Origin of the sequence: Streptomyces sp. HUAS TT7 (genome assembly GCF_051550175.1) — a bacterium.
Classification (GTDB): Bacteria; Actinomycetota; Actinomycetes; order Streptomycetales; family Streptomycetaceae; genus Streptomyces.
The window spans coordinates 7,030,241-7,043,429 of the sequence record NZ_CP196175.1 but is presented as its reverse complement, the minus strand read 5'-3'; the positions used below and the strand labels follow the sequence as shown (position 1 = coordinate 7,043,429).

12 protein-coding genes are annotated in these 13,189 nt (G+C 70.1%); 1 reads left to right on the top strand and 11 read right to left on the bottom strand.

Translation table 11 applies throughout. The annotated features are described in order from the left end of the window. Positions 1-147: 147 nt before the first annotated feature. Positions 148-1,377, top strand: a complete 1,230-nt coding sequence (locus ACSHXC_RS31780) for a DUF349 domain-containing protein (protein ID WP_438294825.1) — start codon at positions 148-150, stop codon at positions 1,375-1,377. A 62-nt stretch (positions 1,378-1,439) separates the two neighbouring features. On the opposite strand, the gene ACSHXC_RS31775 is transcribed toward ACSHXC_RS31780, so the two are convergent. From ACSHXC_RS31775 to pdxS, 11 genes are all read right to left on the bottom strand, one after another. Next, positions 1,440-3,944: a RelA/SpoT family protein gene (locus tag ACSHXC_RS31775; protein ID WP_438294824.1), complete on the bottom strand. Its 2,505-nt coding sequence runs from the start codon at positions 3,942-3,944 to the stop codon at positions 1,440-1,442. A gap of 196 nt (positions 3,945-4,140) precedes the next feature. Beyond that, entirely contained in the window at positions 4,141-4,692 is a 552-nt protein-coding gene (locus ACSHXC_RS31770) for an adenine phosphoribosyltransferase (protein WP_438294823.1), read from the bottom strand. Next, entirely contained in the window at positions 4,689-5,792 is a 1,104-nt protein-coding gene (secF, locus tag ACSHXC_RS31765) for a protein translocase subunit SecF (protein WP_438294822.1), read from the bottom strand. Before secF ends, ACSHXC_RS31770 begins: the two co-directional genes overlap by 4 nt. Position 5,793: 1 nt before the next feature. Then, complete coding sequence (gene secD / locus ACSHXC_RS31760; RefSeq protein ID WP_438294821.1) at positions 5,794-7,539, bottom strand: protein translocase subunit SecD; 1,746 nt, start codon at positions 7,537-7,539, stop codon at positions 5,794-5,796. 144 nt (positions 7,540-7,683) lie between these two features. Then, positions 7,684-8,154, bottom strand: a complete 471-nt coding sequence (yajC, locus tag ACSHXC_RS31755) for a preprotein translocase subunit YajC (RefSeq protein ID WP_438294820.1) — start codon at positions 8,152-8,154, stop codon at positions 7,684-7,686. Between the two features lie 164 nt (positions 8,155-8,318). Next, positions 8,319-9,410 (bottom strand): Holliday junction branch migration DNA helicase RuvB, encoded by a 1,092-nt coding sequence (ruvB, locus tag ACSHXC_RS31750; RefSeq protein WP_344376063.1) that lies wholly within the window; start codon positions 9,408-9,410, stop codon positions 8,319-8,321. 83 nt (positions 9,411-9,493) lie between these two features. Beyond that, positions 9,494-10,099, bottom strand: coding sequence for a Holliday junction branch migration protein RuvA (gene ruvA / locus ACSHXC_RS31745; RefSeq protein ID WP_438294819.1), 606 nt, complete (start codon positions 10,097-10,099; stop codon positions 9,494-9,496). Beyond that, positions 10,096-10,626, bottom strand: a complete 531-nt coding sequence (ruvC, locus tag ACSHXC_RS31740) for a crossover junction endodeoxyribonuclease RuvC (protein WP_438294818.1) — start codon at positions 10,624-10,626, stop codon at positions 10,096-10,098. Before ruvC ends, ruvA begins: the two co-directional genes overlap by 4 nt. Before the next feature lie 119 nt (positions 10,627-10,745). After that, positions 10,746-11,498 (bottom strand): YebC/PmpR family DNA-binding transcriptional regulator, encoded by a 753-nt coding sequence (locus ACSHXC_RS31735; RefSeq protein WP_328313930.1) that lies wholly within the window; start codon positions 11,496-11,498, stop codon positions 10,746-10,748. Positions 11,499-11,560: 62 nt separating this feature from the next. Then, complete coding sequence (gene pdxT / locus ACSHXC_RS31730) at positions 11,561-12,145, bottom strand: pyridoxal 5'-phosphate synthase glutaminase subunit PdxT (protein WP_386042410.1); 585 nt, start codon at positions 12,143-12,145, stop codon at positions 11,561-11,563. Between the two features lie 6 nt (positions 12,146-12,151). Further along, positions 12,152-13,072: a pyridoxal 5'-phosphate synthase lyase subunit PdxS gene (pdxS, locus tag ACSHXC_RS31725; protein ID WP_053723628.1), complete on the bottom strand. Its 921-nt coding sequence runs from the start codon at positions 13,070-13,072 to the stop codon at positions 12,152-12,154. Between the last annotated feature and the right edge of the window lie 117 nt (positions 13,073-13,189).

The window sequence follows — 13,189 nt, the reverse complement described above, 5'->3', positions numbered from 1 at the left end:
GGACAGCCGGGCGGCCGGTCGCCTAGATTGGCGTTGTGCAGCGCGGGCTCGTACGCGCTGTGGAGGGCGGGCGAGACCCGCCGGGAAACTGTGGACGATGCCCCGGGGGACGAACCCCCCGCGCAGGCATCATGTGGAGGAGGCGCTGTGAGCAGCGACCCGTGGGGCCGCGTCGACGAGACGGGCACCGTGTATGTGCGTACAGCCGAGGGCGAAGTGGTCGTCGGATCGTGGCAGGCGGGCTCTCCAGAGGAGGCCCTGGCCTACTTCGAGCGCAAGTACGAGGGCCTGGTAGTCGAGATCGGCCTCCTCGAACGACGGGTGAAGACCACCGACCTGTCGGCGAAGGACGCGCAGACCGCGATCGACCATCTGCGCTCGCAGGTGGACGAGCATCACGCCGTCGGTGACCTCGACGCGTTGCGGGGGCGCCTCGACAAGCTCGTGGGGACCGTCGAGTCGCGCCGCGAGGAGCGCAAGGTCCAGAAGGCCAAGCAGACCGACGAGGCCAAGCACGCCAAGGAGGCGCTGGTCGCCGAGGCCGAGGAGCTGGCGCAGAGCGAGCAGTGGCGCTCGGCGGGCGAGCGGCTGCGGGCCCTGGTGGACACCTGGAAGGGTCTGCCGCGCCTGGACCGCAAGTCGGACGACGAGCTGTGGCACCGCTTCTCGCACGCCCGCTCGGCGTTCTCCAAGCGCCGCAAGGCGCACTTCGCGTCCCTGGACGCGCAGCGCGAGGACGCCCGCAAGGTCAAGGAGAAGCTGGTCGCCGAGGCCGAGGCCCTGTCCGGGTCCACGGACTGGGGTGCGACGGCGGCGCGCTACCGCGATCTGATGGCGGACTGGAAGGCGGCGGGCCGCGCCCAGCGCGAGGCCGAGGACGAGCTGTGGAACCGTTTCCGCGGCGCCCAGGACGTCTTCTTCGCGGCGCGCAGCGAGGTGTTCGCGGAGCGTGACGCCGAGCAGACCGAGAACCTCAAGCTCAAGGAGGAGCTGGCCGTCGAGGCCGAGAAGATCCTCCCGGTGACCGACCTGAAGGCGGCCCGCGCCGCGTTCCGCTCGGTCAACGAGCGCTGGGAGGCCATCGGCCACGTACCCCGGGACGCGCGTCCCAAGGTCGAGGGCCGGATGCACGCAGTGGAGCGGGCGATCCAGGAGGCCGAGGAGGCCGACTGGCGTCGTACGAACCCGGAGGCGCGGGCGCGTGCCGCGGGCCTCACGGGCCAGCTCCAGGACGCCGTCGACAAGCTGCAGAAGCAGATCGACGCGGCCCGCGCGGCCGGCAACGACGCGAAGGCCGACAAGCTCGCCCGCGAGCTGGAGGGCCGCCAGGCCCTGCTCGACCAGGCTCTGAAGGGCCTTGAGGAGTTCGGCGGCTGATCGGTCCGCCACCGCATGGAGAAGCCCCCGGAACCCTGCGGTTCCGGGGGCTTCGTCCTGTCCTACGGCCGGCGCGCCGAGGTCACGCGGTACACGTCGTACACGCCCTCGACTCCCCGGACCGCCTTCAGTACGTGACCGAGGTGCTTGGGGTCGCCCATCTCGAAGGTGAAGCGCGAGGTGGCGACGCGGTCGCGGGAGGTCTGTACGGCGGCCGAGAGGATGTTGACGTGCTGGTCGGACAGGACACGGGTGACGTCCGACAGGAGGCGCGAGCGGTCCAGGGCCTCGACCTGGATGGCGACCAGGAAGACCGAGGACTGGGTCGGCGCCCACTCCACTTCGAGGATCCGCTCGGGCTGCTGGGACAGCGAGTCCACGTTCACGCAGTCCGCCCGGTGCACCGAGACGCCGCTGCCACGGGTGACGAAGCCGATGATGGGGTCGCCGGGGACGGGCGTGCAGCAGCGGGCGAGCTTGACCCAGACGTCGTCGACGCCCTTGACGACCACGCCCGGATCCGCGTTCTTGCGGCGCTTGCTGCGGCCCCGCGAGGGCGGCGCCGACTCGGCGATGTCCTCGTTGGCGGCCTCCTCGCCACCGAGCGCCTGCACCAGCTTCTGGACGACGCCCTGGGCGGCCACATGGCCCTCGCCGATCGCCGCGTACAGCGAGGAGATGTCGGGGTAGCGCATCTCGTGGGCGAGGGTGACCAGCGAGTCGCCGGTCAGGATCCGCTGGATCGGCAGGTTCTGCTTGCGCATGGCGCGCGCGATGGCGTCCTTGCCCTGCTCGATCGCCTCGTCGCGGCGCTCCTTGGAGAACCAGGCGCGGATCTTGTTGCGGGCGCGCGGCGACTTGACGAAGCCGAGCCAGTCCCGCGAGGGGCCCGCACCGGCCGCCTTGGAGGTGAAGACCTCCACCAGGTCGCCGTTGTCCAGGGTCGATTCGAGCGGAACCAGGCGCCCGTTGACCCGTGCGCCTATGGTCCGGTGGCCGACCTCGGTGTGGACGGCGTACGAGAAGTCGACGGGGGTCGAGCCGGCCGGGAGCGCGATGACGTCGCCCTTGGGGGTGAAGACGAAGACCTCGTTGCGCGACAGGTCGAAGCGCAGGGACTCCAGGAACTCGCTGGGGTCCTCGGTCTCCTTCTGCCAGTCGAGCAGCTGGCGCAGCCACGCCATGTCGTTGAGGTGGTCGTCCTTGCCGGTCTTGCGGGGCACGTCGGTGCGCACCTTGGAGGCACCGGCGACGGCCTCCTGCTTGTACTTCCAGTGCGCGGCGATGCCGTACTCGGCGCGGCGGTGCATGTCGAACGTACGGATCTGGAGCTCGACCGGCTTGCCGTTGGGGCCGATCACCGTCGTGTGCAGCGACTGGTACATGTTGAACTTGGGCATCGCGATGTAGTCCTTGAACCGGCCGGGGACCGGATTCCATCGCGCGTGCACGGTGCCGAGGGCCGCGTAGCAGTCGCGGACCGTGTCGACCAGGACCCGAATGCCCACCAGGTCGTAGATCTCCGCGAAGTCACGGCCGCGGACGATCATCTTCTGGTAGACGGAGTAGTAGTGCTTCGGGCGGCCGGTGACGGTCGCCTTGATGCGGGCCGCGCGCAGGTCGGACTGGACCTCGTCGGTCACTATGGCGAGGTACTCGTCGCGTTTGGGGGCGCGCTCGGCGACCAGGCGCACGATCTCGTCGTACATCTTGGGGTAGAGGATCGCGAAGGCGAGGTCCTCCAGCTCCCACTTGATCGTGTTCATGCCCAGGCGGTGGGCGAGCGGCGCGTAGATCTCCAGGGTCTCGCGCGCCTTCTTCTCCTGCTTCTCGCGCTTGAGATACCGCATGGTGCGCATGTTGTGCAGGCGGTCGGCGAGCTTGATGACCAGGACGCGGGGGTCCTTGGCCATGGCGACGACCATCTTGCGTACGGTCTCGGCCTGCGCGGCGTCGCCGAACTGCACCCGGTCGAGCTTGGTGACGCCGTCGACGAGCAGCGCCACCTGGTCGCCGAAGTCGCGGCGCAGAGTGTCCAGGCCGTACTCGGTGTCCTCGACGGTGTCGTGCAGCAGGCCCGCCATCAGGGTGGCCGGATCCATGCCGAGCTCGGCGAGGATCGTCGTCACCGCGAGGGGGTGCGTGATGTACGGGTCGCCGCTCTTGCGCTTCTGACCGCGGTGCCAGCGCTCGGCGACCTGGTAGGCGCGCTCGACCTGGCGCAGCGTCGCCGTCTCGATCTTGGGGTCGTTGCTGCGCACTATCCGCAGCAGCGGTTCGAGCACCGGGTTGTACGCGGAGGAGCGCTGTACGCCCAGCCGGGCGAGGCGGGCGCGCACCCGGTTGGACGAGCCGCCGCCGGAGCGCGACACGGAGCCGGCCGGCACCACGGGCTTGGCGACCGGCGCCGGAGCGGGAGTTTTGGCCGGTGCCTTGGCCGGCGCGCCCTCGGGCGCCGCGGGCTTCGGCTTCGCCGCGGGCTCGGGGGGCGTGGCCGGGACCGCCGCGGGCTGTGTGGCCTGCTGGTCGGGCTGCGCGGCGGAGAGTGGCTGGGCCTCGTCTGGCAAAAGCGCTCCTCTGGGGGTCCCCCCGGACGGAGTCTGGGGGAGGGTCCGGGTCCCCCGGTCAGGCCCGGAAGTACCCATGGTATCGAGCCAAGAGCCTCCGCTCGCCCTCGGCCGGTGTGACGGCTCTGCCTGAAGAAACACCAGAGGCGGGCACCGGATTCCTCCGGGCCCGCCTCGGCGGTGTTCTGCTGCCTGCTCAGACCGTGATCAGGGCGTCCAGCGGGGCGCCGCGCAGGGCGCTCTGCAAGCGCTCCCGGCCGCTGAGGAAGCTGAGCTCCATCAGAACCGCGACACCCGCGACCTCGGCTCCGGCCCGGCGGATCAGCTCCAGGGAGGCCTCGGCGGTGCCACCGGTGGCGAGCACGTCGTCGATGACCATGACGCGGTCGCCCGCGCTGAGGTCCTCGGCGTGCACCTCGATCTCCGCGGTGCCGTACTCCAGCTCGTACGCCTGCTTGAGCGTCGCTCCCGGGAGCTTGCCCGCCTTGCGTACGGGGATGAAGCCGATCCCGGCGCGGACCGAGACGGGGGCCGCCAGGATGAAGCCGCGCGCCTCCAGGCCGACGATCTTCGTCGCGCCGTGCCGGACGCACAGAGCGGCGAGCGCGTCGGTGAGGGCCGTGAACGCCTCCGGGTCCGCGAGCAGCGGGGTGATGTCCTTGAACATCACGCCCGGCTTGGGATAGTCCGGCACGTCACGGATGCGGCTGAGGAGCAGCCCCGCGGTCTCGGTGGAGACGCTGGTCATCGGCGCTTCCCCCGGTTGTTGCGGTTCGGCTGGCGGCGCTGGCCGACGACCGCACCGGCGGGCGTCGCGTCGTCGTCCTCGGCGTCCTCGAACGGCGCCTCGTCCTGCGGCTCCGCGCTCTCGCCCTTGGCGGCGGCCGCCGCGCGCTTGGCGAGCACCCGCTTCTTGAGGGCCTTCATCTCCGGCATGGTCTCCTTCAGATCGGCGACCAGCGGAGTGGCGATGAAGATCGAGGAGTACGCACCGGCCGCGAGGCCGACGAACAGCGAGAGCGAGATGTCGTTCAGCATGCCGGCGCCGAGGACGCCGCCACCGATGAACAGCAGGCCCGCGACCGGGAGCAGCGCCACGACCGTGGTGTTGATGGAGCGGACCAGGGTGCCGTTGAGGCTCTTGTTCGCCATCTCGCTGTAGGTGACGCGGGTCTGCTTGGTGATCCCCTTCTGGCCCTCCTTGAGCCCGTCGAAGACGACGACGGTGTCGTAGAGGGAGTAACCGAGGATCGTGAGCAGACCGATCACCGTGCCCGGGGTGACCTCGAAGCCGACCAGGGCGTAGATGCCGACCGTGATCGTGAGGTCGTGGATCAGGGCGACCAGGGCCGCGAGCGCCATGCGCCACTCGAAGGCGATGGCGAGGTAGATCACCACCAGGATCATGAAGACGATCAGGCCGGTCCAGGCCTTGTTGGCGATCGTCTCACCCCAACTGGGGCCCACCAGATCGGCGTTGATGTCGTTCGCGTTGACCTTGAGGTCCTTGGCGAGCTGCGTCTTGATCTGGTCGGACTTGGCGGTGTCGACACCGCCGATGGTGATGCGGACCGTGCCGTCACCGAGCTTCTGGGCGATGGCGTCGTGCCCGGACGCGGTCTGCGCCGCGTCCTCCGCCTGCGAGGCGGAGACCGAGGTCTTGGGCGTGGTGAAGACCGCGCCGCCCTGGAACTCGATGCCCATCGTCAGACCCCGTACCGCCAGGCCGACGATGGCCGTGATGGTGATCAGGATCGAGATGCCGTACCAGATCTTCCGCTTGCCGACGAAGTCGTAACCGACCTCACCGCGGTACAGCTTGGCGCCGAGAGTGCCGAGCTTCGACATCTCACGCCTCCTTCGGGTTGTCGACAGGGGCGGAGGTGGTGCGGCGGGCGCGGCGCAGCGGGGGCTTGGCGCCGAGCCGCTTCGGGTCCAGACCGGACCAGGGGTGGCCGCTCGCGAAGAACTTCCTGCGGGCGAGGATCGTCATCACCGGCTTGGTGAACAGGAACACCACGACCACGTCGAGCAGGGTGGTCAGGCCCAGCGTGAACGCGAAGCCCTGGACCTTGCCGACGGTCACGATGAACAGCACCGCTGCGGCCAGGAACGACACGAAGTCGGAGACCAGGATGGTGCGCCGGGCACGCGGCCAGGCCCGCTCGACGGCGGGACGCAGGGTGCGGCCCTCGCGGATCTCGTCACGGATGCGTTCGAAGTACACGATGAACGAGTCCGCGGTGATACCGATGGCGACGATCGCACCGCAGACCGCGGGCAGGTTCAGCGCGAAGCCGATGCCCGGGCCGAGCAGCGCCATGATCGTGTAGGTCAGGATCGCCGAGACGACGAGGCTGAGGATGGCGATCAGCGCGAGGCCGCGGTAGTAGGCGACCAGGTAGATGATGACCAGCGCGAGGCCGATGGCACCGGCGATCAGACCGGCGTGCAGCTGGTCGGCGCCGAGGGCCGCGGTCACCGTGGTGACGCTCTGCTCCTGGAAGGTGAGCGGCAGCGCACCGTAGGAGAGCACGTTGGCCAGGTCCTGCGCGGTCTGCTGGTTGAAGTTGCCGGAGATCTCGGCGGAGCCGCTGAGCGTGGTGCTCACGGTGGGGGCCGAGACGACCTGGTTGTCCAGCGCGATCGCGAAGCGGTTGTTCGGGTACTGCTGCTTCGAGAGCTTGCCGGTGATCGACGCGAACTTCTTCGAGCCGCCGCCGGTGAAGTCCATCTGAACGATCCACTGACCGTTCTGCTGGTTGATCACGGCCTGCGCCTTGGAGACGTCCGTGCCGTCGACCTCGGCCGGGCCGAGGATGAACTTCTCCGCGCCGGTCTGGTCGCACGCCACGGTCGGCTCGGTGGACTTGGCGCCCTCGCCGGCCTTGGAGCGGGCTTCCTTGGTGGAGCAGTCGAGCGCGGCGAACTGGGCCTGGAGCTTGGCGGCGGCCGCCGCGTCACCGGAGGGGGCCGACGGGTTCGGCGTGGGGCTGCTCGGCTTGCTCGCGCCGGGCGTGGGCGAGGCCTTCAGCGCGTCGGAGAGCGCACGGCCCTTGGGCGAGCCGGAGGCGCTCGGGGAGCCGGACGGCGTGCCCTTGCCGGAGGCACTGGGGGTGCCCGAGGGGGTGGGCTTGCCGCTGGTCGAGGCGCTCGGGGAAGCGCTCGGGGTGGGAGCCGCGGTGGGCTGGGCGGTCAGGACCGGCCGGAAGTACAGCTTGGCGGTCTGGCCGACCTGCTGGCGGGCCTGCTCGGAGTTCGTACCCTTGGGGATGTTGACAATGATGTTGTCGCTGCCCTGGGTCTGAACCTCGGACTCGGTCACACCGAGACCGTTGACACGCCGCTCCATGATGGAGACCGCCGTGTCCATGTTGGCCTTGTTGATCGCCGACTCCTGGCCAGGCTCGGGCTTGGCCTTGAGCGTGATGCTCGTACCGCCCGCGAGGTCGATCCCCAGCCTCGGAGTGGTGTTGTGGGAAATGAACATCCCACCGGTGAGCGCGACCATGGCGATGAGGATGAAGGCCAGGGCACGGCCCGGCTTGCTCTGACCCCCCGCCGCCGGCCTTCGGCCCTTGTTCGGTGCTGCCACCTTGTCGTTTCTCCCTGTCCAACCACCCCGCGCCGGGTATGCGCGTAGGCGGCCACGAAGTGTTGTGGGGACGTCCCCCGCGGAAGTGGGCGCGCTCCGGGGACCGCCCGCGCCGGTCGGGCGCCGTGCGGTCCCGGTGCGTGACTACTTCGCGTCGGCCCCGCCGTCGGCCTTGCCGTCCTTGCCGTCCTTGGGCTCGGCGGCGTCCTCCGCCTCGTCCTTCTTGCCCAGGTCGATCTTGGCGTCCTTGCCGTCCTTGGTGTCGGCGGCCTCGGCGGCGGCCTCGGTCAGCGAAGAGGCGTCGTCCGGCACCGCCGGGAGCTCCTCCTCGGTGTCGCCGTGCACGATGCGGTTGTACTCCGCGTCGTCCAGGACCGCGCCGATGGCGTTCTTCGCGTAGACGGCGTGGACGCCGGGCGCCACCTCCAGAAGTACGGTCTCGTCACCGACTTCCTTGACGGTCGCGTACATGCCCCCGATCGTGCGGACACCGGTGCCGGGCTGCATTTCATCTCGCATGGCCGCGGCCGCTTGCTGCTTCTTCTTCGCCGACCGCGTCATCAGGAACATGGCCCCGATGAGCACGATGAAGGGGAGGAGGGTCACGAGACTCACGGGGGGAACTTCCTTCGCACGACCGCGACGGATCGCGGCCTGATCTTCGGGGGTGGGTACGCCAACCTGGAAGGGCGGCATCGGCGGAGTCTAAGCGAGTCCGCACAGATGGAACAACGCCCAGCATCCCACCGGGGTTCCTCGCGGTGCGACCCTCCGCGCCGTCACGCCCCGAACAGACCCTGTTGTCCGCTTCCTGCCGTGCCGCCGCCCTGCTGCGGCGGTACGAGGCCGAGGTGGGCCCAGGCGGCGGGTGTGGCCACCCGGCCGCGCGGGGTACGGGCGAGCAGGCCCTCGCGGACCAGGAAGGGCTCGGCCACCTCCTCCACCGTTTCGCGCTCCTCCCCCACGGCGACCGCCAGCGTGGACAGGCCCACCGGGCCCCCGCCGAACAGCTTCAGGAGGGCCTGCAGGACGGCTCGGTCCAGGCGGTCCAGGCCGCGGGCGTCAACCTCGTACACGCCGAGTGCCACCGAGGCGATCTCCGGGGTGATGACGCCGTCCGCCTTGACCTGGGCGTAGTCGCGGACGCGGCGCAGCAGCCGGTTGGCGATGCGGGGGGTGCCACGCGAGCGGCCCGCGATCTCGGCGGCGCCGCCGGTGTCGATCTCCACGTCGAGCAGGCGGGCCGAGCGGTGGATGACCCGCTCCAGCTCGGAGGGCTCGTAGAACTCCATGTGCCCGGTGAAGCCGAACCGGTCGCGCAGCGGGGGCGGCAGCAGGCCGGCCCTGGTCGTGGCGCCGACCAGGGTGAAGGGCGGCAGCTCCAGCGGGATGGCGGTGGCGCCGGGGCCCTTGCCGACGATGACGTCGACCCTGAAGTCCTCCATCGCCATGTAGAGCATTTCCTCCGCCGGCCGGGACATCCGGTGGATCTCGTCGAGGAAGAGGACCTCGCCCTCCTGGAGGGAGGACAGGATCGCGGCGAGGTCGCCCGCGTGCTGGATGGCGGGGCCGCTGGTGATGCGGATCGGGGCGCCCATCTCGGCCGCGATGATCATCGAGAGGGTGGTCTTGCCGAGGCCGGGGGCGCCCGAGAGCAGGACGTGGTCGGCGGTGGCGCCGCGGGCGCGGGCCGCGCGCAGGACCAGGTCGAGCTGCTCGCGGACCTTCTCCTGGCCGACGAATTCGTCCAGGTCCTTGGGGCGCAGGGCGGCTTCGACGGCGGTGTCCTCGCCGTCGGCGTCGGCCCCGACGAGGCGGTCGCCGGCCGTCGCGGACAGATCCGCCGTGTCGGAGCTGTCTTCCCAGTTCATGACGTGTGCCTCGGATCGTGGTCGCGATGGGTGGTGCGGGTGCTACGGGGTGCCCGGTGGGTCGGGGCCGGACACCCCCTGGTTCAGCGGGCGCGGTTCAGGGTCTGCAGGGCGGCCTTGAGGAGGGCCCCGATGTTCGGCCGGTCCGAGGCCTCGGCCTGGGGGGCCACGGCGGCGACCGCCTCGTCCGCCTCCCGGGTCGCGTAGCCGAGGCCGATGAGGGCCGCGTGCAGCTGGTCGCGCCAGCCCGAGGTGACCGGCGCGCCGACCGCCGGGGCGTTGCCTACGGGCGCGCCGAGCCGGTCCTTCAGCTCGATGAGGAGCTTCTGGGCGCCCTTCTTGCCGATGCCGGGCACCGCGGTGAGCGCCTTCTCGTCACCGGTGGCGAACGCGCGGCGCAGCGCGTCCGGGGTGTGCACGGAAAGGACTGCCTGGGCGAGGCGGGGGCCGACGCCGTTGGCGGTCTGGAGCAGCTCGAAGACCTGCTTCTCGTCGTCGTCCGCGAAGCCGTACAGGGTCAGCGAGTCCTCCCGTACGACCAGCGACGTGGCGAGTTTGGCGTGCTGGCCGATGCGCAGTTCGGCCAAGGTGTTGGGCGTGCACTGGAGGGCCATGCCGATGCCGCCGACCTCGACCACCGCGGTGTCGGGAGCGAGGGCGGCGACCGGGCCGCTGACGAAGGCGATCATCGGGTGACCTTCCGTACGGAGTGCTGGGCGTGGGCCTGTTGGAGCCGGTTGAGCGCGGGGGCGCGCCAGATGTGGCAGATGGCGAGGGCGAGCGCGTCGGCGGCGTCGGCCGGTTTGGGCGGGGCGTCGAGCCGGAGCAGCCGGGTCACCATGGCGCCGACCTGCGCCTTGTCGGCCCTTCCGCTGCCGGTGACGGCGGCCTTGACCTCGCTGGGCGTGTGCAGGGCGACGGGGATGCCGCGCCGGGACGCGCACAGCATGGCGACCGCGCTGGCCTGGGCGGTGCCCATCACCGTACGCACGTTGTGCTGGCTGAACACCCGCTCCACGGCGACGCATTCGGGCCGGTGGGCATCGAGCCACTCCTCGATGCCGCGCTCGATGGCGACGAGGCGGTGGCCCAACTCGGCGTCCGCCGGGGTCCGTACGACGCCGACTCCGAGCATCGTCAGCGGCCGGCCCGCGACCCCCTCGACCACGCCGACACCACACCGGGTCAGCCCGGGGTCCACCCCCAGTACGCGCACGGCCCCTCCCCTCGGTGATCTTTGACCTGCTGCCAGGCTATCCGCTGCCACTGACAACGGCGGCGGGCCGATGGGACGTGTCCCATCGGCCCGCCGGAACCGCTCACATCGCGGCAGCGCTACGCGTCGACCTTCTCCATGACCTCGTCGGAGACGTCGAAGTTGGCGAAGACGTTCTGGACGTCGTCGCTGTCCTCCAGCGCGTCGATCAGCTTGAAGATCTTCCGCGCGCCCTCTTCGTCCAGCTCGACCTGCATGGTCGGGACGAAGTTGGCCTCGGCCGAGTCGTAGTCGATGCCGGCCTCCTGGAGCGCGGTGCGGACCGCGACCATGTCGGTGGCCTCGGAGATGATCTCGAAGGAGTCACCGAGGTCGTTGACCTCCTCGGCGCCCGCTTCGAGCACCGTCTCCAGGACGTCGTCCTCGGAGAGCTCGCCCTTGGGCAGGACGACAACACCCTTGCGGTTGAACAGGTACGAGACGGATCCCGGGTCGGCCATGGAGCCGCCGTTGCGGGTCATCGCGACACGTACGTCGGAGGCGGCACGGTTGCGGTTGTCGGTGAGGCACTCGATGAGCACCGCGACACCGTTCGGGCCGTAACCCTCGTACATGATCGTCTCGTAGTCGGCACCGCCCGCCTCGAGACCGGCACCGCGCTTGAGCGCGGAGTCGATGTTCTTGTTGGGCACCGACTGCTTCTTGGCCTTCTGTACGGCGTCGAAGAGCGTCGGGTTGCCGTCGATGTCGGCGCCGCCGGTGCGGGCCGCGACCTCGATGTTCTTGATCAGCTTCGCGAAGAGCTTGCCGCGCTTGGCATCGATCACGGCCTTCTTGTGCTTCGTCGTAGCCCATTTAGAGTGGCCGGACATCTGCCTGTCTCCTTCGCGTAACCCATTCTGCGTCGTTCGGCAGAGATCCTACCGGGACCTTGTCACCCTGCGGCGCGCACCATGTCCACGAACAAGGCGTGCATGCGGTGGTCGCCGGTCAGCTCGGGGTGGAACGAGGTCGCGAGGGCGTTGCCCTGGCGTACCGCGACGATGTGGCCGCCGTGCTCGGCGAGCACCTCGGTCTCGGCGCCGACGGACTCGACCCAGGGCGCGCGGATGAACACGCCTTCTACGGGGCCGACGCCCGAAACCTCCACGGTCGCCTCGAACGACTCGTTCTGGCGGCCGAAGGCATTGCGGCGGACGATCATCTCGATGCCGCCGATGGTCTCCTGGCCCGAACGCGGGTCGAGGATCTTGTCGGCGAGCATGATCAGCCCGGCACAGGTGCCGTACACGGGCATGCCCGCGCGGACCCGCTCGCGCAGCGGCTCCAGCATGCCGAACAGCGCGGCCAGCTTGGAGATGGTGGTGGACTCGCCGCCGGGTATGACCAGGCCGTCCACCTCGGCGAGCTCCTCGGGGCGCCTGACCGGCCTGGCCACGGCGTCCGCCGCGGCCAGGGCGATGAGGTGCTCCCGTACGTCGCCCTGGAGGGCCAGGACACCGATAACGGGGGTGTTCATGAGTGATTACCAGCCGCGGTTGGCGTAGCGCTCGGTCTCGGGCAGCGTGTCGCAGTTGATGCCGACCATGGCCTCGCCCAGGTTGCGGGAGGCGTCCGCGATGATCTTCGGGTCGTCGAAGAAGGTGGTGGCCTTCACGATGGCGGCGGCGCGCTTGGCCGGGTCGCCCGACTTGAAGATGCCGGAGCCGACGAACACGCCCTCGGCGCCGAGCTGGCGCATCAGCGCGGCGTCGGCGGGAGTGGCCACGCCACCGGCGGAGAACAGCACGACGGGGAGCTTGCCGAGCTCGGAGACTTCCTTGACCAGCTCGTACGGGGCGCGCAGCTCCTTGGCGGCGGCGTACAGCTCGTTGTTGTCGAAGCCGCGCAGCTTGGCGATCTCGTTCTTGATCTGGCGCAGGTGGCGGACGGCCTCGACGACGTTGCCGGTGCCGGCCTCGCCCTTGGAGCGGATCATGGCCGCACCCTCGGCGATGCGGCGCAGGGCCTCGCCCAGGTTGGTGGCGCCGCACACGAACGGGGTCGTGAAGGCGAACTTGTCGCTGTGGTTGACCTCGTCGGCCGGGGTGAGGACCTCGGACTCGTCGATGTAGTCGACGCCGAGCGACTGCAGGACCTGGGCCTCGACGAAGTGGCCGATGCGGGACTTGGCCATCACCGGGATGGAGACCGCGCCGATGATCTCCTCGATCATGTTCGGGTCGGACATCCGGGCCACGCCGCCGTCCTTGCGGATGTCGGCCGGAACCCGCTCCAGGGCCATGACGGCGACGGCGCCCGCGTCCTCGGCTATCTTCGCCTGCTCGGCGTTGACCACGTCCATGATCACGCCGCCCTTGAGCTGCTCGGCCATGCCGCGCTTGACGCGGGCGGTGCCGATGGCGGGGCTGTCGGACTGGGGGGTGCTGGAAGGCGTGCTGGACACGGAGCGACCTCACTGAGTGAAGAAGGGATTCTGCTGCCCCGAGAGAACCCCGGCGGACCAGTCCACATCAAGGGCCAATGTGTACCCGGTGGATCGTTTTCCCCGGTCAGCCACCGC

Bases quoted from the DNA above. Each gene is read 5' to 3' on its own strand.
- ACSHXC_RS31770 (WP_438294823.1), bottom strand. From the start codon at position 4,692: ATGACCAGCGTCTCCACCGAGACCGCGGGGCTGCTCCTCAGCCGCATC.
- secF (WP_438294822.1), bottom strand. From the start codon at position 5,792: ATGTCGAAGCTCGGCACTCTCGGCGCCAAGCTGTACCGCGGTGAGGTC.
- ruvB (WP_344376063.1), bottom strand. From the start codon at position 9,410: ATGAACTGGGAAGACAGCTCCGACACGGCGGATCTGTCCGCGACGGCC.
- ruvA (WP_438294819.1), bottom strand. From the start codon at position 10,099: ATGATCGCCTTCGTCAGCGGCCCGGTCGCCGCCCTCGCTCCCGACACC.
- ACSHXC_RS31735 (WP_328313930.1), bottom strand. From the start codon at position 11,498: ATGTCCGGCCACTCTAAATGGGCTACGACGAAGCACAAGAAGGCCGTG.
- pdxT (WP_386042410.1), bottom strand. From the start codon at position 12,145: ATGAACACCCCCGTTATCGGTGTCCTGGCCCTCCAGGGCGACGTACGG.